Annotated in this window: 16 protein-coding genes; 13 read left to right on the top strand and 3 right to left on the bottom strand. The window is 51.3% G+C overall.

The genetic code is table 11. The features are described 5' to 3' along the window. Position 1 precedes the first annotated feature (1 nt). Both EZV72_RS02625 and EZV72_RS02620 read right to left on the bottom strand, forming a co-directional pair. The gene (locus EZV72_RS02625; RefSeq protein ID WP_137165772.1) at positions 2-1081 is read right to left on the bottom strand and encodes a helix-turn-helix domain-containing protein; all 1080 of its coding nucleotides are present in this window, start codon (positions 1079-1081) and stop codon (positions 2-4) included. Positions 1082-1117: 36 nt separating this feature from the next. Then, positions 1118-2623: a CYTH domain-containing protein gene (locus EZV72_RS02620; protein WP_137165771.1), complete on the bottom strand. Its 1506-nt coding sequence runs from the start codon at positions 2621-2623 to the stop codon at positions 1118-1120. A 220-nt stretch (positions 2624-2843) separates the two neighbouring features. On the opposite strand from EZV72_RS02620, the gene EZV72_RS02615 reads away from it, so the two are divergent. After that, positions 2844-3449 carry a TIGR04211 family SH3 domain-containing protein gene (locus EZV72_RS02615; protein WP_137165770.1) on the top strand — a complete coding sequence of 202 codons (606 nt, stop codon included), beginning with the start codon at positions 2844-2846 and terminating at the stop codon, positions 3447-3449. A 110-nt stretch (positions 3450-3559) separates the two neighbouring features. Here the strand turns inward: EZV72_RS02615 and putA are convergent, their stop codons facing one another. Then, on the bottom strand, positions 3560-7366 hold the full coding sequence (gene putA / locus EZV72_RS02610; protein WP_137165769.1) for a bifunctional proline dehydrogenase/L-glutamate gamma-semialdehyde dehydrogenase PutA: 3807 nt from the start codon (positions 7364-7366) through the stop codon (positions 3560-3562). A 315-nt stretch (positions 7367-7681) separates the two neighbouring features. Here putA and EZV72_RS02605 point away from each other — a divergent pair, with 315 nt between their 5' ends. The 12 genes from EZV72_RS02605 (at position 7682) to EZV72_RS02550 (ending at position 21136) form a co-directional block, all read left to right on the top strand. Continuing rightward, positions 7682-9319, top strand: coding sequence for a methyl-accepting chemotaxis protein (locus tag EZV72_RS02605; RefSeq protein ID WP_232364486.1), 1638 nt, complete (start codon positions 7682-7684; stop codon positions 9317-9319). Positions 9320-9404: 85 nt separating this feature from the next. After that, complete coding sequence (locus EZV72_RS02600; protein ID WP_137165768.1) at positions 9405-11114, top strand: TIGR03545 family protein; 1710 nt, start codon at positions 9405-9407, stop codon at positions 11112-11114. Positions 11115-11185: 71 nt separating this feature from the next. Next, positions 11186-11476 (top strand): cell division protein FtsB, encoded by a 291-nt coding sequence (ftsB, locus tag EZV72_RS02595; protein ID WP_137165767.1) that lies wholly within the window; start codon positions 11186-11188, stop codon positions 11474-11476. Positions 11477-11478: 2 nt separating this feature from the next. After that, positions 11479-12192, top strand: coding sequence for a 2-C-methyl-D-erythritol 4-phosphate cytidylyltransferase (ispD, locus tag EZV72_RS02590; RefSeq protein WP_137165766.1), 714 nt, complete (start codon positions 11479-11481; stop codon positions 12190-12192). Between the two features lie 13 nt (positions 12193-12205). Beyond that, on the top strand, positions 12206-12682 hold the full coding sequence (ispF, locus tag EZV72_RS02585) for a 2-C-methyl-D-erythritol 2,4-cyclodiphosphate synthase (RefSeq protein WP_137165765.1): 477 nt from the start codon (positions 12206-12208) through the stop codon (positions 12680-12682). Beyond that, complete coding sequence (gene truD, locus EZV72_RS02580; RefSeq protein WP_137165764.1) at positions 12682-13767, top strand: tRNA pseudouridine(13) synthase TruD; 1086 nt, start codon at positions 12682-12684, stop codon at positions 13765-13767. The genes ispF and truD overlap by 1 nt, the downstream gene beginning before the upstream one ends. Continuing rightward, entirely contained in the window at positions 13764-14507 is a 744-nt protein-coding gene (surE, locus tag EZV72_RS02575) for a 5'/3'-nucleotidase SurE (protein WP_137165763.1), read from the top strand. Before truD ends, surE begins: the two co-directional genes overlap by 4 nt. Before the next feature lie 39 nt (positions 14508-14546). Next, positions 14547-15182, top strand: coding sequence for a protein-L-isoaspartate(D-aspartate) O-methyltransferase (locus EZV72_RS02570; protein ID WP_137165762.1), 636 nt, complete (start codon positions 14547-14549; stop codon positions 15180-15182). Continuing rightward, on the top strand, positions 15179-15760 hold the full coding sequence (locus EZV72_RS02565) for a YqaA family protein (RefSeq protein WP_137165761.1): 582 nt from the start codon (positions 15179-15181) through the stop codon (positions 15758-15760). The genes EZV72_RS02570 and EZV72_RS02565 overlap by 4 nt, the downstream gene beginning before the upstream one ends. Before the next feature lie 8 nt (positions 15761-15768). Further along, positions 15769-16635: a peptidoglycan DD-metalloendopeptidase family protein gene (locus tag EZV72_RS02560; protein WP_137165760.1), complete on the top strand. Its 867-nt coding sequence runs from the start codon at positions 15769-15771 to the stop codon at positions 16633-16635. 79 nt (positions 16636-16714) lie between these two features. After that, positions 16715-17710 (top strand): RNA polymerase sigma factor RpoS, encoded by a 996-nt coding sequence (gene rpoS, locus EZV72_RS02555; protein WP_137165759.1) that lies wholly within the window; start codon positions 16715-16717, stop codon positions 17708-17710. Between the two features lie 177 nt (positions 17711-17887). Next, positions 17888-21136, top strand: coding sequence for an amidohydrolase family protein (locus tag EZV72_RS02550; RefSeq protein WP_232364543.1), 3249 nt, complete (start codon positions 17888-17890; stop codon positions 21134-21136). Position 21137 lies beyond the last annotated feature (1 nt).

The raw sequence follows: 21137 nt of genomic DNA, 5'->3' as shown, positions 1-21137 counted from the left end.
CTTATTCTAAATTACGCAGATGCTTCACCAGCACCTCGCCCATAAATTTTTCTGAATGCAGACCCAGCTTTTTAGCCACCGCCGCGATATTGGCATCGCTACGCAGCAATACATTTTTGGCATACTCCAGCCGGTAGTGATACACAAACTGGCGAAAGTCTTTTTTCAGCAGAAGATGGGTGGCAATGGCCAGTAAGGTAGGATCCAGTTTTGCCTGGGCCGCAAATTCATCAATCGTCAGACCAACTTTTTTATACGCCCGGGTTTCCAGCATAACCTGCTCAGCCTGCTCTATCGCCATACGCATAGCCGCTTGTTCGGCCTGACGCTCATCCAGCCGATCGTAATCCAGCGGACAGGGCGCGGTGCGCTGCGGAAAAATAAACACTAGCAGGCTCCCCAGCAAAGTAGTGGCCAGAATAAGATGAAAACCGCTTTGCCACTGCACGATAGGTAAAAAACCAAAGGTCACAGCGGTGACCAGTAAAATCAGAATCACAGATAATCCGACCGTAATACCCATCGCACTGGCAATATATTTTAAGCGGTATTCTTGCGGATCTACCACTTGGTCAGACAAATGGCGGTGATAATTTTGCACAGTTTCGGTTATCAACAAGCCAATAATAAGCATGCAAAATCCGCTTACCATTGAAATAGTATATATCGGCCAGTAATCCAGCGGGTGCCCAATCGGCCCGTTGATCAGCAGGCTTTCTTTTTCTGCCGTACCGCTTAGTGCCAGCGGAATCTGCAAAATAATGCACACCGTAACCGGTACCCACAGCAGCCACTTGCTCGGCCCACGCTTTTTAATCACCGACGGCTTGATGGTGCGATACAACAAGGTGATCACCAGTACCGGTACCCAGTCGGTCAGACCATACCCCTGCAGCGCACTGCCGCCAATGGCCGAGGTGATTTCATCAAGCAGAATGAGCGGCCAGAAACACAGGGCAATTAAAAGCGGAGTTTGGCCGGGTAATTCCTGCCGGTGTCTCCAGTATAATACCCCCGAGCCGAGCCAAATCAGTCCCAGACCACCCAGGCAATACATTATCCACGGACTAGACTGCAACATTACACCTTCCTGTGTTCATCAGTTTTATTTCCATTACTACCAGTAAATATCGCCCTGCATCCCTACCTGGCGGGTGCGTTCCATCACTTTTATCAAACTACTGGTTTTTTCCTTAATCCAGTCATGGATGGCAGCAAACTCTTCGTCTGCGGCTTCGTCCACCAGTGCCTGTAGCATCATCAGGGCTTTAAGCTCTTCGATACCAGTCAGGATATCCAGCCAGGGCGCCCGGAAGCGCTCGCTTTCATTATTAAACAGGCTGGCCAGTAAAAAGCCGTTCCACAGTGTCTGACGCAGCACGATTTCAATCGATTCATAGTTTGCCGGCGCCATGATACGTCCGGTTGGCATACTTTGCTGCACGGTTTGCCAGCCTTGTGTCAACCAGCCCTTGGCGTGCTCCAGAACCGGCATATCCACATTATTAGCCTGCTCGCGCCACGGTTTTTCAACCAACAGGCGGGTAACTCGCAGCTTGATATCGGTAGATACGGTAGCAAAAAACAGGCTTTCGGGATCATGGGCATGAATCAGCCCGGCTTTGCGCCCCTGCAAATAGCTTTGCAGCGAGCCATGGCGGGTCAGGCACTTAGCAAACATGCTTTTTTTCGACACCAGGGTACGCAGACTCTGCAAATCATCCTGCCATTGCCACTGAGGCAGATATTTCATGAGTTGTTGATGCAACTCTAAAAGCTGATTGCACTGCAATACCGGCAAATACAGTGATACGGCCTGTAACAGCAGACGCAGGCTATTCATGACTTCGCCCAGCATTTTTACCGAGCCGGTCTGAATAAACATATGTTCATGATGCTGCCAGTGCTGTACTGCCACCTGCACAGATTTAATAAACGCTTTTTCAGTAGACACATCAGTGTGCAAGGATAAAAAGTCCGGCAGATGGCGAGCTGTTGGCGCAATCCCGTTCAGTAATTCATAGCCTTGAGCAGCTTTAGACACGTCACTGACGCGCACCGGCAAAATACTGTTGATGACCTCGGCGATATCAAAAATCACCCGTAGATCGCCACGCTTCAGTTCAAGTTCAATTTCACAGATAGGCGACTGGGTCTTGCCAGTAGTGGCTTCGCCATTATCCATCACCACCTCAACCACGCTATCCCCCACCGTGACATCTACCGCGGTACGGGTAAAATTGGTGGAAAACTGGCGCTCCAGCACAGCATTCAGTGCCGCCGGCTCCAGACCGCGGGGCCAGACCTGGGCATCAAACAGGCGCAAATCCGGCGTGTCGTTGTCCAGCGGAATATTGTATTCCGCCCGCTCATGCAAACCACCGCGCACTATCCCCTGGGTTTTCAGGGTTTGTTCGAAGGTGCCGTTATTACCCCGCACCCGAAAGCCGATTTTGTGCTGCTGAAAGTCATGCTCGCGGGTGTCGTAATAATCATTTTGCAGGTGCATGACCTGAGGTTGGCTGACAGACATGCCAAGCTGGGTTAATGCCGGGATAACTTTTGTGGTAAAGTCCTCCGTGGAGTCCTGGCGGGTAACAAATTTTAATTCAATTTCGGCCATGAAGGGTGACGCATTAGGCTCTAAGAGACAGATGCTGACACCTTAACCCTGTGCAAAAAAATTGGCAATGACTACTACCACTTTTGGCTAAGTGAATTTCACGCCGGGCGACTCAGGATGAATTGCCGGATTGCTCCGATATGAAGACGGCACGATGCTTGCCTTTAGTTTGCACAGTCTCTAACATCTTTGCTGGTTTAAATAAGTTTACGGATTCTCTATGTTTCGAAAATGGCTGACGGTCGTGATGATCGCCTTCACTGCACAGGCAGTTGCCCTGCAGGATACACCTGATATGGAACCTTCATCCTCCCATTATATCCGGGATGATTTGTTCGTATTCATGCACACCGGCGCAGGCCGCAACTATCGTATTCTGGGGAGTGTAGAAGCCGGCACGCCAATTACGATCCTGAAAAATGATCGTGATGCGGAGTTTATGCAAATTCGCGAACACAAAGAAAATCGCACCGGCTGGGTTGAAAGTAAGTTTGTCAGTAACGAAATGTCCCGCGCTGAAAAACTGCCGATCATCACTCAGAAACTGGCAGACAGTCAGGCCAGCCAACAAGGGCTGGAGTCTGAAAACGGTCGTCTTAAACAGCAGCTGAGCCAGGCCCAGCGCGAAGTGAAACGTCTGACTAACCAGACCGAAGAACAAAGCCGTGAGCTGAACAAGCTCACCACGCAACTGGAGAATCAGGAAAAAGACGAAATGATTAAATGGTTTACCCGCGGCGGTATGGTGGCCGGCGTAGGTGTACTATTAGGCGTTATTCTGACCTTCCTGCCTAAAAAGCGTGGCCGTAGCAGTGAGTGGGTGTAACCTCACCGCTTAGCGCAGCTCTCGTACCACAAGCTAAGTATGTTGCTTTATAGCAACATTTACGCATAAAAAAACCCAGCCTCAAGCTGGGTTTTTTGTATCATTAACGCTTACTCGTCATCTTCTACCAATGTCATCAGTGACGTATTACCACCTGATGCAGTGGTATCGATACTGATGGTCTTCTCGGTCATCAGACGCTGAATCAGATTATCATTATACTCGGCTGAGATAACCGGCATAATAGCACCGCCTTCCCGTGAAGCCAGCATTGCAGAAATCTGTGCAGTACGTTCGGTATGTGAATCTACGACCACACCCGCCAGGTCTTCATCCATCAACAGTGCTTCAAGATGTTTCAGGCGGGCCACCTGGAATACACCTTTGGGTGCACCGGATGCATTGAAATTCTCCTGGAATTCCAGTGCCTCTTCATAGAACAGGTCAGAAACCACTGACACGACAGTATTACCGGTCGCCAATGCTGTCACAATAGACAGAGTCCAGTATTCAAACGACACACCTTTGTCGGCAAAACAAACCAGAATGCCACGCGGCTCCAGGTACAGTTTATTCGACTCACCAGTCGGCCCTGGCAGGGTCTGCGGTGATTTAAGGCGACGCTCGACAGCAATCAGTTGCTGACGGGAGGTTGCCAGTGTGCGGTTTAAGTCGTCGGCCAGTTCGTCAACAATATCGACTTTGGCAATTTTAGCCAACAGCTGACGTACACAGGAAATCCGGTCATTCAGTGGCGTATGACGCCATTTACCTTCGACTTCCAACCCGTTGTCCATCAGACGCGCCGCCGCATCGTGATCTTCCTGGGTGCTTGAACGCAAGGCTTCATCGATATTTTCAATATCATCAATGTGCGAAGGCTTAGGTGTAGCACGCTCCATCATCAGACGAGGCAAATAGTTTGGCCCGCCAGCTTTTGGCCCGGTACCAGATAAGCCACGACCACCAAATGGCTGCACGCCAACGATGGCACCGATGATATCACGGTTAATATACACGTTACCGGCCCGGCTCAGCGCTGCCAGATGATGTGCCCGGTCTTCGATACGAGAATGAATCCCCATTGTCAGACCAAATCCGGTGTTGTTCATTTTTTCAACCACTTTTTCAATGTCCTTGCCTTTAAAGCGGATCATATGAACAACCGGTCCAAACACTTCTTTTTCCAGCACACTGATGTCTTCCAGCTCATACAATGTAGGCGGGAAGAAAGTCGCGTTGTCCGCGCCTTCCGGCAGTGGTGCCTGATACAATAACTTACCATTTTCTTTCATGTAAGCTTCATGCTCAGTCAGTGATTTCAGAGCTTTTTCATCGATAACCGGCCCGATATCTGTATTCAGATACATCGGATCGCCAATTTTAAGCTCTTTCATCGCGCCAATCAGCATTTCGCTCAGTTTGTCTGCAATGTCTTCCTGAACAAACAGAACGCGCATGGCTGAACAACGCTGACCAGCACTTTGAAAGCCAGAGCGAATAACATCGTCAATAACCTGCTCTGGTAACGCAGTAGAGTCAACAATCATCCCGTTCTGACCACCGGTTTCGGCAATCAGGGGAACCTGCTCGCCACCACGCGCCGCCAGTGTACGGGAAATCAGACTACCGGTTTGGGTAGAGCCGGTAAACATAACCGCTTTGATACGCTCATCTGGCAGCAGCGTTTCACCCACGCCTTTACCCGGGCAGATTAGCAACTGCAATGCGTCATCCGGTAAACCCACCGAGCGCATAATTTCAATGCAGCGCTTAGCAACAATACTGGTTTGTTCAGCAGGCTTGGCAATAACCGTGTTTCCGGTGACCAGAGCCGCGCATAACTGACCGGTAAAAATAGCCAGCGGGAAGTTCCAGGGTGATACACACAGCACCACACCACGGGGAACATAACGCTGATCTTCGTCAAGCTCACGGGCTCGCACTGCGTAATAACGCAGAAAATCTACCGCTTCGCGCACTTCGTCAATGCTATCCTGCGCCACTTTACCCGCTTCACGGATACAGATGGCAATCAGCTCTACCATGTGACGTTCAAGCGCATTAGCACTGCGCTCAAGAATATCAGCACGTTCTTCAACCGGACGCTTAGACCAGCTTTCAAAGCCGTTTGCTGTCACCTCCAGTGCCTTGTGCATGTCTTCTTCTGTGGCGTAAATATGATAACCCACAATGTCATCATGTCTGGCCGGGTTGCGCACAGCCGTTGCGCCTTCAGGAAGATCGCTTTCACTCAGCGAGTACACTTTATTCCAGCGTTCCAGACCATGATGCAGGGCTTTTACTGAAATGTTGTCGGTCAAATCCAGACCTTTGGAATTCACCCGTTCCGGGTCGTACAAATCCCGTGGAGCTTTGATCAGTTTGTTGTAGCGAGTTTTCAGACGCTGGGTTTTTTCTACCGGATCTTCCAACAAAGCTTCAACCGGCTTTTCATCATCAACAATGGCGTTAACAAATGACGAGTTGGCGCCGTTTTCCAGCAGTCGGCGTACCAGATAGGCCAGCAGCTCTTCGTGATCGCCTACCGGTGCATACACGCGGCACTGAATCTTATCTTCGGTCACGACCTGGTCATACAGTGTATCGCCCATGCCGTGCAGACACTGGAACTCAAAGCCGTCTTTATCATCGCCAGCCAGCTCCAGAATCACCGATGCTGTATAGGCATTATGCGTGGCAAACTGGGGATAGATAGTATCGCGATAGTCAAGCAAGCGGTTAGCACAGGCATGATAAGACACATCAGTCGAAGACTTACGGGTAAATACCGGGAAAGTATCCAGGCCGGCTTGCTGAGACAGCTTGATTTCAGTATCCCAGTAGGCGCCTTTTACCAGACGCACCATCATTGAGCGGCCAGTTTCCTGGGTCAGCTTGTGAATCCAGTCAATAACATGCAGGCCCCGTTTCTGGTAGGCCTGAACCGCCATGCCAAATCCGGTCCAGTCACCGAGATCGTCATCACGGAATACGGCTTCAATGATCTCCAGCGACAAATCCAGACGATCAGCTTCTTCTGCATCCACCGTCAGGCCGATATCAAACTTTTTCGCCATCATGCACAGCTCTTTAAGCTGTGGGGTGATCTCTTTCATTGCCCGCTCGAATTGCAAAAATTCAAAGCGCGGATGCAGTGCTGACAGTTTAACCGAGATACCCGGTGACTTTTTCGGGCCCCGCATATCAGCCACCCGGCCAATTTCTTTAATCGCAGAGGCATAAGAATCGTAAAAAGTCTTGGCGTCTTTCATGGTTCGGGCGGCTTCACCCAGCATGTCATAAGAGTAAACGTAGCCTTTTTTCTCTTTTTCCCGGGCCCGTTCCACCGCATCTTCAATGGTTTCACCCATAACAAACTGACGGCCCATCACGCGCATCGCCAGATTCATAGAGCGACGAATCACTGGCTCACCTAAACGACCCAGGGTGCGTTTAAGCAGTCCAAACTGTTCACTTTTACGCTTATCGGCATAGTTAACCATGTTGCCGGTTAACAGTAATCCCCATGCAGACGCATTAACAAACATTGAGTCAGAGTTACCCAGATGTGGAGTCCACTGGCCCTGAGACAGTTTATCGCGAATCAGTTCATCCTGTGTTGCCTGGTCCGGCACTCGCAATAGCGCCTCTGCCAGACACATCAGTACCACCCCTTCAGCGGTCGACAATGAGTATTCGTTTAACAGGGCATCTACCCCGCCGTGGCCTTCTTCTTCACGACGAATTTTAAGTACCATTTTGCGTGCACGCTCCCAGGCGCGGCTGCGGGCACGTGGGTTCACTTCTGCAATGGGCAGGATTTGATCAATTGCCACATCTTCGTCAATGCGATAATGATCGCGAATTCGCTGACGTATTGAAGAGAGCGTGTTGAGGTCTTCGTTAGTAAGCATTGCTCGCCTTATTAATAACAGTTGAAAAAGGTTACCGCTTCGTAAATAGCTGTGCGGTTGCGTTTATCTACTCACACATTGCATTGTTATATGCGTGTTTAACTTCTTCTCGTACTTTTAACTCTTAAGCGTTGCTTACAGATCAGACAGCAGGCCGAGAAAGGGCGGATACTAGCACACGCACAGCCCAGTCCAACCCCATTCAACGCACAAATTTATGCGACGAATGACATGATGTTAATTTTATTAACAAATGGAGGAGAAACCCTTTTTTCATGACTACAATTTGGAATGTCTTTGATCTAGGAGAAACCCATGTTGTGGCTGCGAAACTTCAGTGTAATGGCACGTCTTTTCGGCATGATTGGACTTATCACAATATTGCTGGGCGTCATGGTAATGCTGATTTTAAATCAGCATTACACCGCGCAAAAACAAAAAGCCTATGAAGAAACACGGCATCTGGTGGAGGTGGCCACCTCGGTGATGTCGACGTTTCATCAGGCCAGTGAAGCTGGTGAGCTGAGCGAAGCTCAGGCACAGACCATGGCGCTGGCAGCCATAAAGGGCATGCGATATGACACGGATAACTATTTTTGGGTTCAGAATGACACTCCGCAAATGGTTATGCATCCCATTAAACCAGCCTTAAATGGTAAAAACCTGCAAACCTTTGAAGATGCTAACGGCGATCGCTTTTTTGTGACCATGGCCGAGCTGGCTAAATCCCGCGGTGAAGGTTTTGTTCCCTATGTATGGCCCCTGCCCGGTCAGGAACAGGCGGTGGATAAAATTTCCTATGTAAAACGGTTCGGCCCGTGGCAATGGACGGTTGGCTCAGGCATTTATCTTACCCGCCTGGATGCTGCCTATGCCCAGATGCGCAATACCTTTTTAATCAGCACACTGATTATCATCGCTCTGGTAGCACTGGTCAGTATGTTGATTGGCAACAGTATTGTAACCCCCCTCACACTGGCCACACAGCGTATGAAGGATATTGCTGATGGTGAAGGCGACCTGACCCGCCTGCTTCCTGTAGAAGGCAAAGATGAGGTTGCCTTGCAGGCACGCTACTTTAATCAGTTTGCCGATAAGATTCGCACGGCTATGCTCGATGTGCAGGCGCGCAGCCAGACCGTTTCAAATAACGCTACCAACTTATCAGCCACCAGCTCCAATAGTGCCCGGCAGGTCAGCATGCAATCAGAAAACACCCTGCAGGTGGCGGCAGCCATGGAGCAGATGACCACGCAGATTCAGGATGTCACCAGTTCTGCCGGCGCTGCTGACCATTCCGCTGAAAATGTACGTGAACAGGTGAGTCAGGGGTCAAAGGCTGTGGCTACCACAGTGGCTGAGATTCGATCGCTAAATGACAATATTCAGCGGGTGAGTGACGAGGCAGCCAGTCTGGCCGGTCAGACCGAGCAGATTGGTTCAGTGCTCGATGTGATTCGCAGTATTTCTGAGCAAACCAACTTGCTGGCACTGAATGCTGCCATTGAAGCTGCCCGGGCCGGTGAACAGGGCCGTGGTTTTGCCGTGGTGGCTGATGAAGTACGTACTCTGGCCAGTCGCACGGCCCAGAGCACGGACGAAATTCAGGGTATGATTGAGCGTCTTCAGGTTGGCTCCCAGTCTGTGGTAGAGGCGGTGTCGGTGAGCCTGCAGGCGGCAGTGAATACCGAACAGAATGCGATTAAAACCAACGAAACCCTGACCACCCTGGATAGCCTGATGAGCGATATCTCGGCCATGAACAGCCAGATAGCGGTGGCCACCAGTCAGCAGTCACAAGCCGCCGGCGAGGTTAATATGCGGCTTAACGCGCTGTCTACATCAGCCAATGACGGCCAGCATACGGTGGAAGAATTATCCGATGCCAGTCAACAGCTGCAACATAGCGCGCAGGCGCTTCAACATATTGTGCAGCAGTTCAAACTGGCCTGAACATATTGTTTTTACAATATAATCTTGCAGCAGGTGCCGTGCTTTTCTAGACTGCACACATCAATTAACCTGACCGGGAGCAGGCATGTCGACATCGCCGGGATTGCGAAAGCGTTATATTTTTCTGATTACTCTTGTTGTGCTGATTGCCGTTTACTGGTTTAGCGCCAACCAGATTATCCGGCATGTGCTTGAAGACAAGCTGACCGAGGCCTATGGTGCCCAGGTGGATATTGACAGTGTCAGCCACCGCTTTTTTCCCACCTCGGTGACGCTTAACAACATTGCACTGACCGACCCGCTCAGCCCAAAGCGCAATAAAGTCCAGATCAGTCAGGCGTATGCTCAGGTGGAGTTATTACCGCTGTTATCCGGTCAGGCCGTCGTCGATGAACTCAATGTGCTGGATGTGCAATTTAATCAGCCGCGTCAAAGTCCTGGCAAGGTTCTGCGCCAGCCCGCCGGGCTGTCCCTGGAACAAATAAAGGATAAAGCCAGCGCTGCAGTGCCCTCGGTGGAAGAGCTGATCGCCCGCAATCCGCTAAAAACACCGGATGCCGTCAGCGCCCTTGAAGCGGCCTATAACAACGCCACACAGAACCTTAAACAGCAGTATGCCGCGCTGCCGGACAAGCACCGCGTGGCCGGCTATCAGGCCAGAGTAAAGGCATTAAAAGATACCGATTACAAAAATCCACAGGCATTACTGACCGCCAGAAACCAGCTCGAAACGCTGAAGCAATCGGTCAGTGAAGATAAACAACAGCTCAGTGATTTTGCCGCCTCGGCGCAAAATGTTAAAAGTGAGCTCAGCCAGGCGGTGGCGCAGCTTAATCAGGCCCGCAAGGATGATATGGCATTGCTCAAAGGTGTATTGGCCAAAGATGCTGGTGCGCTGAACCAGGTTACCTATCTGATTTTTGGCGATAAAGCAGCTGAATATAACGAATACCTGATGTCAGCCTTTAACCTGGTCATGCCGCTGATAAATGGCTCCCCGGCCCCCTCAGATGCACCGGCCAGCGAGCCTTTCCCGGTGCTCGTCAAACAAGCCCGGGTGTCGGTGAAATTTGCCGATGAGGCGATTGTGACGGACTGGCAAAATATCACTAATCTGCATACGCTTTTTGGTAACCCCACCACGTTCAGCATCAGTACAGCCGGCGATATGTTTAAACAATTTGCCTCATCCGGTCAGTTCTGGATTGATGATAACGGGGTGGATGCCCAACAGCAGTGGTCACTGGCCGGTATTTCCCTAACCGGGGTAGATTTGCTTAAAAGCAGTAAAGTGACTGCGCAGGTATTGTCTACCCTGTTGGCCACCACTGGCTCACTGACCATCAGCGATGATGCGTTATCCGGTAGCGCTGATATCAGGTTATCTGATCTGGCCATGCAGGCCAGTGGCTCGGGTCAATATGGCCAGGCTATCGCCCGGGCCTTATCGGGTCTGAATAAGCTGGGCATGGATATGAGTCTGGCCGGGTCAGTCGCAGCCCCGCAGTTCTCGCTATCTTCTGATTTGGATAATCAGCTGGCCAGTGCAGCGCTCAGTGAACTGGCAGCCAGCCAGCAGGATAAACTGGATGCCCTTCAGGCGAAACTGAACGGCATGGGATTATCAACCCAGCAAACCACCCGCGGCGACATCACCGATATTAATAGTATGCTTGGTGCGGTGTCCGGCAACGCTGATTCACTGGAGTCCTTATTACAGACCCGGCTAGACAGTGTGGTGGATGAACAAAAGAACAAACTGCTGGAGAAACTCAAAGGGAAATTTCAAAAGTGAGTGCTTTGCCCTATGAAACCTGTACGCATGTCGGCATAATATTGCGCTGATATCAGGAGCAGGTGGGCAGTGTGCTAAAAGACAAATGGATTCCAATTGTATTGCTGGTACTGCTGGGTTTGTTGCAGTACCGCTTATGGTTTGGCAAAAACAGTATTCCTGATTATGTTGCCCTGCAGGAAGAGGTTAACCGGCAGTCATTACAAAACGCCAATCTTGCACAACGCAACGCCCTGCTTAAAGCCGATATCAGCGACCTGAAAATTGGCCTGGAAGCCATCGAAGAACGAGCTCGAAATGAGCTTGGCCTGATTAAACGCGGCGAAACCTTTTACCGGATTTTGCCTGCTGACCAGCAGTAACAATGACACAGATAAATAAAGTAGTCGCCGTGGTTCCGGCCGCCGGCGTTGGCAGCCGAATGCAGGCTGACCGCCCTAAACAGTACTTAACACTGCATGGTAAAACCATTCTTGAGCATACGCTGGCGGCGCTAATCAGCCACCCGGTCATTCACCAGGTAGTGATTGCGCTGGACCCGGCAGACCCTTATTTTGACCAGCTGCCGGTCGCCTCAGCCTCCTGGCTGCAACGGGTGGATGGTGGCCGTGAACGGGCCGACTCTGTGCTGGCCGCCGTGGCCGGACTCCCTGCAGATTGCTGGGCGCTGGTGCACGACGCCGCCCGCCCCTGTCTGGAACATGCCGATATAGATCGCCTGCTTGAGGTGACCGGACGCTCTGATGTGGCTGGCGGCATACTGGCCACGCCGGTGCGCGACACCATGAAACGTGCCCACCGGCAAAGTCCCGATGCTCAGGTTCTGCATACCGAATGCCGGGACAATTTATGGCATGCCCTGACTCCGCAACTGTTTAATGCCGGCCAGCTTACCGCCGCGCTTAAAACCGGTCTGGCGCAGGGGCGTAATATTACTGATGAAGCCTCCGCCATGGAATTTGAAGGGCATGGGGTTGCCCTGATTGATGCGAACCCGGCTAACATCAAAATTACCCGCCCGGCTGACCTGCCGCTGGCGGCTTTTTATCTTGCTCAGCAAGCTGCTGAGACACCGTAAACGAGGTGACATAATGCGTATTGGTCATGGCTATGACGTACATAAATTTGGCGGCCAGGGGCCCATCACAGTCGGTGGCACCCGGATTGATTATGAATATGGTTTACTGGCCCATTCGGACGGTGACGTGCTGCTGCACGCGCTATGTGATGCCCTGCTAGGCGCGGTTGCCTTAGGTGATATAGGTAAACACTTCCCGGATACCGATGATGCGTTTGCCGGTGCTGACAGCCGTAACCTGCTACGCCATGTTATTGGCCTGGTTCATCAAAAAGGCTACCGGCTGGGCAATGCAGACATGACGATTATTGCCCAGGCGCCCAAAATGGCGCCGCACATTGATGCCATGCGCGAAGTCATTGCCACTGACTGCCAGGTGGCCAGCGATGCCATTAATGTTAAAGCCACGACTACCGAAAAACTAGGGTTTACCGGCCGTAAAGAAGGTATTGCTGCGCATGCGGTCGTGCTGTTGGAGCGTGCCGAATAATGGCTTTTACAACCGAGAACTGGCATTACCTGAGTGGTCAGCCTGCTGGCACCGGCGTGTTTAAACAGCACCCTGAAGATTTTGTGGTGATTGAAGATCTGGGCTATCCGCTGACCGGCTCCGGCGAACACCAGTTTATTCTGGTCGAAAAGATCAATGCCAACACGGCATTTGTTGCCGAAGCACTGGCAAAATTTACCGGACTGCCGCTACGCGCGGTCAGCTATGCCGGGCGCAAAGACAAGTATGCCCTAACCCGCCAGTGGTTTGGTTTACACGCTCCGGGTAAAGCAGACTTTGATTTCAGCACGCTGAATCTGGAAGGCGTAACAGTACTGAGTCAGACCCGCCATAACAAAAAACTGAAAACCGGGCAGCTTAAGGGCAATCGGTTTGAAATCACGCTGCGCAACGTCACCCAGCCAGACGATGTGATAGCCCGGTTTAAGACTGCCGCCGAACAGGGGGTTCCCAATTATTTTGGCGAACAGCGTTTTGGCGTGGTCCGCGAGGATGAAAACGGACAGCGTCAGGAAGGCGGTAATCTGATTCTGGCTGAACGGATGGCTCAGGGTGAAGTCATCAGAAACCGGAATAAACGCTCAATGGCACTATCAGCGCTGCGCAGCTTTTTGTTTAATCATCATTTAAGTGCCCGTATCGAAGCCAGGTTGTTCAATGCTACTGTACCGGGCGATGCCCTGATGCTAACCGGTTCAAACAGCTTTTTTATTCATGATGGCAGCGACAGCACCGTGCAGCAACGCTATGTCGATAAAGATTTAGCGCCGTCTGCGCCGCTGTGGGGCGCCGGAAAACTGGCCACCAGCGGAGTGGTCGCCGCCTTTGAGCAGGACATTGCCGACCACTTTAGTGATGCGGCTGCCTTTCTTGCCGATGCCGGTCTTAAGCAAGAGCGCCGGACCATAAAAATCTGGCCACAAAATCTTGAATGGCATCAGCAAGGTGATACATTAACTTTTTGCTTTTCACTGCCCAGCGGATGTTTTGCAACCTCAGTGTTGCGCGAGTGCATCAATACACTTGCCCCGCACAGCGGCCAATCAATGTCGGAGTCACCATGAGAATTCTTTTAAGTAATGATGACAGTGTATTTGCCAAAGGCATTCAGGTGCTTTATGAGGCGCTAAGTCAAGAACACGATGTGACGGTTATTGCACCGGATCGTAATTGCAGCGGAGCCAGTAATTCGTTATCGCTTCACCAGCCACTGCGTATTCAGCAGCTGGACAACGGTTTTTACTCTGTTAATGGCACCCCGTCTGACTGCGTGCATATGGGAGTAAACTGTTTTATGGATGAAGATCCTGAGTTGGTCGTGTCAGGCATCAATCACGGGGCCAACCTGGGCGATGATGTTATTTATTCGGGTACCGTCGCTGCGGCAACCGAAGGCCGCTACATGGGTTTACCGGCCATTGCAGTATCGCTGACCAGCCATGACGGAGAGCATTTTGAAACAGCCGCGCAGGTGGTGGTGGATATTATCCGCAAATTGCAGGAACACCCGTTACCGGCCAACCAGATTTTAAATGTTAATGTACCGGATGTTCCCTATGACCAGCTGGCCGGTACTCAGGTTACCCGTCAGGGACGCCGCCATCGTGCTGAAGGCATGCAAAAAAGTACCGACCCGTTTGGTCGCACGATTTTCTGGTACGGCCCGGCCGGCGCTGAGCAGGATGCCTCCGAAGGCACTGACTTTCATGCGATTGCCAATGGCTATTGCTCGGTCACCCCACTGGATGTGGATATGACAGCACACAAAAGCCTGCAAGATATGCAAGCCTGGTTAAGTAAATAATAATAAATCGTTTTTTTCTTCAGGGAAACTAACACCATAATGAGAACATCGAGAAAAGGGGAAACCCTGGCTGAATTGATCTACCAGGAAGGTGTACGCAATCAGCAGGTATTAACGGCTATCGCGGCCACGCCACGGGAACTGTTTTTACCCGATGCACTGCGCCATAAGGCTTATCAGAATACGGCGCTGCCTATTGGGCAGGGCCAGACCATTTCACAGCCTTATATTGTTGCCAGAATGACAGAATTACTGCTGGCAACCCCTAACCCACCTTCCCGGGTACTGGAGATTGGGACGGGTTCGGGTTACCAGACTGCGATTCTGGCACAATTATTTAATAGCGTGTGTAGCGTGGAGCGAATTAAAAGCCTGCAGTTCCAGGCCAAGCGCCGGATGAATCAGCTGGATTTACACAATATCTCCATGAAACACGGCGATGGCTGGAAAGGCTGGGCATCTAAAGGTCCGTTCGACGCTATTATTGTTACTGCAGCGGCAAGCCGCGTGCCGGATGCCCTGATCGAACAGATTCGCGAAGGCGGACGGCTGGTGATTCCTGTCGGTAATGAGCAACAACAATTACTTTGCATAGATCGAACCGACGGCCAGCTTCACACACAAACTGTGGAAGCGGTGCGGTTTGTACCGCTGATCGCAGGAGATCTTCAGTGAAAATTTTTCAGCCTTGTTATGACATGGCGCTTCGTTGGTCCCGACATCGTCATGCCAGCCGCTATCTTGGCGGCCTGAGTTTTGCCGAGTCTATGTTTTTTCCCATTCCACCTGATGTGATGCTGGCCCCTATGTCGTTGTCTCAGCCGGCCCGGGCCTGGTATTTTGCTTTGCTGACCACGCTGGCCTCAGTGCTCGGTGGCATTGCCGGCTACCTGCTGGGATACTTTGCCTTTGATGCCTGGATTCTTCCTATGATCGAGTCTGCCGGTTATGCCCACAAGCTGGACACCGCAATGGCCTGGTTTAAGGAATATGGCGTATGGGTAGTCTTTTTGGCTGGGTTTTCTCCCATTCCCTATAAAGTCTTTACGATCAGTGCTGGAGTACTGCAAATGGCTTTTGTACCGTTTGTTATTGCTTCAGCGGTGGGTCGCGGAGCCCGCTTTTTCCTGGTCGCAGGACTGATGAAGTGGGGTGGCAGTGCCATGGAAGATAAACTGCGTCAGTATATTGAAGTACTGGGCTGGCTGACGATTGGCCTGGCCGTTCTGGCGTATTTTATCATCAAAGGATAACCCGGTTTATGTTGAGCAGAACAGGGGCAGCTCTGCTCACTGGCCTGATAATCGCAGGCGCTAGCGGCTGTGCATCAGACCACAGCCCTGCCCCGGTCACCCTTCTGGACAGTCAGGAAACACCTCAAGACTTTCACTACAGTGCCGATACTTATATTGTTAAGCGGGGCGATACCTTATTTGCCATTGCCTGGTATGCCGGTATGGATTATCAGGATATTGCCCGCTACAACAAGCTGTCTAAGCCCTATAATATCGCGCCCGGACAGCGTCTTCGCTTAACAGCCCCGGCGGTTGCCCGAACCACGAGCAAGCCGGTGGCGGTGAATAATAAACAAACAAGTGGTACGACCAACCCTATACAGTCCAAAAGTAGTATTGATCGAAAAAAGGACAGGGAGTATCGTGAAAGTGAAATAAATGTTAAGCGCCAAGAAGTTAATACCGTCAAGAAGACGACGCAAAGCGCCAAAAAGCCGTCAAAAAACGGTTTCCCAAGTCGAATCGACCAATGGGTCTGGCCATCAAACGGGCGCTTAACCGGAAAATTTGACCGCAATGAGTCAGGCAGAAAAGGCATAGAGATACGCGCCGAAAAAGGCAGTCCTGTGCTGGCAGCGGCAGCTGGTAAGGTAGTTTACGCGGGGAACGGCCTCAGAGGCTACGGTAACTTAATCATAATAAAGCATACCGATAGTTTTCTTAGCGCATACGCCCACAACGACGAGATAGCGGTAACCGAGCAGCAATGGGTAAAAGCAGGTCAGCGCATTGCAAGCATGGGTAACAGTGGCACGGATTATGTAAAGCTTCACTTTGAAGTAAGATATCGGGGAAAATCATTAGATCCTCTCCGGTATCTGCCAGAACACTAATAATAACAATAAATAATAATAACAGTATGAAAATGGAGAACGTCGCAGGGTAAACCCTTATAACGCAGGAGATGCCGTTGTGGGAAAAAGTAAAACTGCTGTAGTTGAGCTAGAAGCTCGGGATGATGCTGACACTATCGATGTAGTCGATATGAAAGCTGATGAATCAATGACTGATGACATCGTCGATGGAAGTGACGATATTTTTGCGACCCAGGAGGAACTTCCAAAATCGCTGGATGCCACCCAACTTTATTTGGGTGAAATCGGCTACTCACCATTACTGACGGCTGAAGAAGAAGTGTACTTTGCCCGTCGTGCACTTAAAGGCTGCGAAGCCTCACGCAAGCGCATGATTGTTAGCAACCTTCGTTTGGTCGTTAAAATTGCACGCCGCTACAATAATCGGGGTCTGGCATTGCTTGACCTGGTTGAAGAAGGCAATCTGGGTCTGATTCGGGCTGTTGAAAAGTTCGATCCAGAGCGCGGATTCCGCTTCTCAACCTACGCCACCTGGTGGATTCGTCAGACTATTGAACGTGCAATTATGAACCAGACCCGCACGATTCGCCTGCCCATTCACGTGGTAAAAGAGCTGAATGTGTACCTGCGGGCGGCCCGTGAGCTGGCGCAAAAACTGGATCATGAACCTACAGCAGAAGAAATAGCCGAGGCACTGGACAAACCCGTTGAGGATGTGACCAAGATGTTGCGGCTAAATGAACGCATTACCTCGGTAGACACGCCCATTGGTGGTGAAAACGACAAGGCGTTACTGGATATTATTCCTGACCATAACGAGTGTGGTCCGGAAGAAAATCTGCAGGACAGCGACATTAAAGCCAGCATTGTAAAATGGCTTGAAGAGCTGAATCCAAAACAACGTGAAGTGCTTGCCCGCCGTTTTGGCTTACTGGGTTACGAGCCTTCCACACTGGAAGATGTGGGCGCCGAAATAGGCCTGACACGCGAACGGGTACGGCAGATTCAGGTAGAAGCATTACGCCGGTTACGGGATATGCTCAGCCATCAGGGGCTGTCTCTGGAAAATCTGTTCAGCCAGATGAACGACTAACTGCCCGTCGTTTAAAAAAACCCACCTCCTGGTGGGTTTTTTGTTGCTGTTTTATTACTGTCCTAATTTTGCAAAAACAGCGAATACCTTATATTTTATAGCCACTAACGACGACTGGTTATAATAATGAGAATGAAAACACACCACTCCATGATTGGGGCACTGCTGGCCACAGCTATGGGCATGTCAGCACAGGCAGAAGAAGCTGATAGCCAATGGGATGTACTCGACCCGCCTTTTTCTTTAAGTAATGTCAGTATCAACACTACCCAGACAACCTGGTCCAGCTTGTCTGTATCGCCAGATGGCCAGTATATGGTGTTTGATATGCTGGGCGACTTATACAAAGTGCCGCTTGGCGGCGGTAAAGCCAGCGCGCTGACCGAAGACTTTGGCTGGAATATTGAGCCGGCGATCTCGCCAGATGGCAAACAGATTGCGTTCATCTCTGATCGTGGCGGTATTTCCAATATCTGGGTCATGGATGCCAATGGTAAAAACCTGCGCCAGGTCAGCCAGGAAACCGAGAATCTGATTCACTCACCCAAGTGGAGTCCGGACGGCAACTATCTGATTGCCACCAAGGGGATTATGTCCAGCCGCAGTATTCCGGCCGGCGAAATCTGGATGTATCACAAAGACGGTGGCGATGGCTTGCAGATCAAAGCGCGGGTTAATGGCGACTCAGATCAGCAAAATATTGCCGACCCGGTCTTCTCTCATGACGGCCGCTATCTGTATTACACCCAAAATACCGTGCCTGGCGCGCAGTTTGAATATAACCGCGACCCGCTAAAAGGCATCTTTGCGATTACCCGCTATGACCGTGAAAGCGGTGAGGAATCCCAGTTTATCAGCGGCACCGGCGGTGCCATTGTTCCTACGCCCTCCCCTGATGGGCAGTACATGGCATTTATCCGCCGGGTGAAGGACCGCACCGGGTTGTTTGTTAAAGATATGACAACCGGCGTAGAAACCCCGCTAACCCTTGAGATGGAGCGGGATATGCAGGAAGGCTTTGGCTCTGAGGGCTACTATGCCTATTTTGACTGGCTACCAGACAGCTCGGCCATTGTGTACTGGACCGGCGGCATCTTTCATAAAATTGACGTCAACACACAACAAGTGACCGATATTGATGTGTCGATCAGCACCACCAAACAGGTTGCCGACGCGCTGCGTTTTGAGGTGGAGGTAGCTCCGGATAAATTTGATGTCAGAATGATTCGCTGGTCGCAAAAATCGCCGGACGGCAAAACCATGCTGTTTCAGGCGCTGGGTAAGCTGTACACCAAAGAGATCAGCAGTGGCAAGATGTCCCGGCTGACCACACAGAACACCGATGATGAATACTTCCCGCGTTATTCCAACGATGGCAAATACATTGTGTATACCACCTGGAATGATGAATCGCTGGGCCAGGTCATGCGCATCGCCGCCTCTGGAGGCGAGCCTGAAGCTATTACCAAAACACCGGGCCATTACGTAGAGCCGGCTTTTTCCACCGACGGTAATAAGATTGCCTATCGCAAGTTCACCGGCGGTTATCTGCTGGACCCGGCTTATTCAATGGACCCGGGCCTGTATGTAGCCGACCTGACCACAGGCGAGCATACCCATATCAGTCAGCACGGTCAGGAACCGCATTTTGCCGGTGACAACAGCCGGGTTTATTTTACCGAGAGCGTTGGCGGTACAGCCTACCCGGAGACCCAGCTGGCCAGCGTTGACTTGCAGGGCAAAGACAAGCAGGTGCATGTGTACGGCGCCGACCAGATCAGCGAGTACCGGTTATCCCACGATAAAAAGTGGATTGCCTTTGTGCATCAGTTTAATACCTATGTGGCCCCTTATGTGGACAACGGCAAAAAAATCACTCTGTCCCCCACCATGACATCCCTGCCGGTGAAGCAGCTGTCAGCCCGGGCCGGCGAGTATCTAACCTGGCGTGCAGATAACAAGGCAGTAGGCTGGTTTCATGGTCCCCGCTATTTTGAGCGTGAGCTCAAAGATGCCTTTGAGTTTGTGGCCAGTCGCAGTGACCTGCCAGAGCCGGAAGATACTGGCATGAACCTGTCGTTTAAAGCCGATGCTGACAAGCCCTCTGGGGTAAAAGCACTGGTAGGCGGCACTGTGGTCACCATGCGAAACGCCGATACCCAGCAGGACGTGATTGAAAATGGTGTGGTGATCATTGAAAACAACCGCATCAAAGCTGTGGGTCGTCAGGGCGATATCACCATTCCTGATAATGCCATGCAAATTGACACCACCGGTAAAACAATCATACCGGGCCTGGTCGATGCCCATGCTCACGGTGCCCAGGGCCGCAATGAGATTATTCCGCAGCAAAACTGGGGACAGTTTTCCAATGTGGCCTTTGGTGTAACTACCATTCACGATCCGTCTAACGATACGACCGAAGTTTTTGCTGCGGCTGAATTACAGCGCACCGGCGGTATTATTGCCCCGCGTATTTATTCCACCGGCGCCATTTTATATGGCGCCGAGGCGCTGGGTTATAAAGCGATTATCAAGGATTATGATGATGCCTATTTTCATGTGCAGCGCTTAAAAGACGCCGGCGCTATTTCGGTAAAGAGTTACAACCAGCCTGCCCGTAGTCAGCGCCAGCAGGTATTGTGGGCCGCCAGCAAACAGGAAATGATGGTCGTGCCTGAGGGCGGCGGTAAATTACAGCAAAACCTGACCATGCTGGTCGACGGCCATACCGGGCTGGAGCACAGCCTGCCGGTGGAACGGGGTTATAGTGATGTTACCCAGTTGTGGAAAGCCACCAGCTTTGGGTATACCCCGACATTTGTGGTGTCGTATGGCGGCATGATGGGCGAAGAGTATATGTATGATCGCACCGAGGTCTGGAAAAACCCCAGACTGCTGCGTTATACCCCGTCTTACCTGCTGGATGCCCGGGCTATTCGCCGCCCTACCGCACCGGATAATCAGTATAACCACACCAATGTGGCCGACTATGCCAAAGAGCTGCGCGAAAACGGGGTCAGTGTGCACATTGGCGCTCACGGTCAGCGCGAAGGCCTGGCGGCCCACTGGGAAATGTGGCTGATGCATCAGGGTGGCTTTACGCCATTTGAAGCCCTGCGGGCCGCCACCATTGATGGCGCTAAACATCTGGGAATGGGCAAGGACCTGGGCAGTATTGAAGCGGGTAAACTGGCCGATATGGTCGTGATAGACGGAGACGTGCTTAGCGATATTCATCGCAGCGAGTATGTGGACTATACCGTACTCAATGGCCGGGTGTTTGAAGCCGCTACCATGGCTGAACTTGGCAGCACCGATACCCGCAAACCGTTTTTCTTTGAGCAGGACAACAAAGCCTTTATGCCACAGGAAACCGCAGACCAGATGAGTGAAAAAGCCCATCAGTATCACTGGGAGCATTAAT

The organism is Salinimonas lutimaris, assembly GCF_005222225.1.
Lineage (GTDB): Bacteria > Pseudomonadota > Gammaproteobacteria > Enterobacterales > Alteromonadaceae > Alteromonas > Alteromonas lutimaris.
This window is presented reverse-complemented; position numbering and strand designations above follow the sequence as displayed.

What these genes read in the sequence shown, in the direction of transcription:
- EZV72_RS02625 (WP_137165772.1), bottom strand. Translation starts at nt 1,081, where the DNA reads ATGTTGCAGTCTAGTCCGTGGATAATGTATTGCCTGGGTGGTCTGGGA.
- EZV72_RS02620 (WP_137165771.1), bottom strand. Translation starts at nt 2,623, where the DNA reads ATGGCCGAAATTGAATTAAAATTTGTTACCCGCCAGGACTCCACGGAG.
- EZV72_RS02615 (WP_137165770.1), top strand. Translation starts at nt 2,844, where the DNA reads ATGTTTCGAAAATGGCTGACGGTCGTGATGATCGCCTTCACTGCACAG.
- putA (WP_137165769.1), bottom strand. Translation starts at nt 7,366, where the DNA reads ATGCTTACTAACGAAGACCTCAACACGCTCTCTTCAATACGTCAGCGA.
- EZV72_RS02605 (WP_232364486.1), top strand. Translation starts at nt 7,682, where the DNA reads ATGTTGTGGCTGCGAAACTTCAGTGTAATGGCACGTCTTTTCGGCATG.
- EZV72_RS02600 (WP_137165768.1), top strand. Translation starts at nt 9,405, where the DNA reads ATGTCGACATCGCCGGGATTGCGAAAGCGTTATATTTTTCTGATTACT.
- ispD (WP_137165766.1), top strand. Translation starts at nt 11,479, where the DNA reads ATGACACAGATAAATAAAGTAGTCGCCGTGGTTCCGGCCGCCGGCGTT.
- ispF (WP_137165765.1), top strand. Translation starts at nt 12,206, where the DNA reads ATGCGTATTGGTCATGGCTATGACGTACATAAATTTGGCGGCCAGGGG.
- truD (WP_137165764.1), top strand. Translation starts at nt 12,682, where the DNA reads ATGGCTTTTACAACCGAGAACTGGCATTACCTGAGTGGTCAGCCTGCT.
- surE (WP_137165763.1), top strand. Translation starts at nt 13,764, where the DNA reads ATGAGAATTCTTTTAAGTAATGATGACAGTGTATTTGCCAAAGGCATT.
- EZV72_RS02570 (WP_137165762.1), top strand. Translation starts at nt 14,547, where the DNA reads ATGAGAACATCGAGAAAAGGGGAAACCCTGGCTGAATTGATCTACCAG.
- EZV72_RS02560 (WP_137165760.1), top strand. Translation starts at nt 15,769, where the DNA reads ATGTTGAGCAGAACAGGGGCAGCTCTGCTCACTGGCCTGATAATCGCA.
- EZV72_RS02550 (WP_232364543.1), top strand. Translation starts at nt 17,888, where the DNA reads ATGGGCATGTCAGCACAGGCAGAAGAAGCTGATAGCCAATGGGATGTA.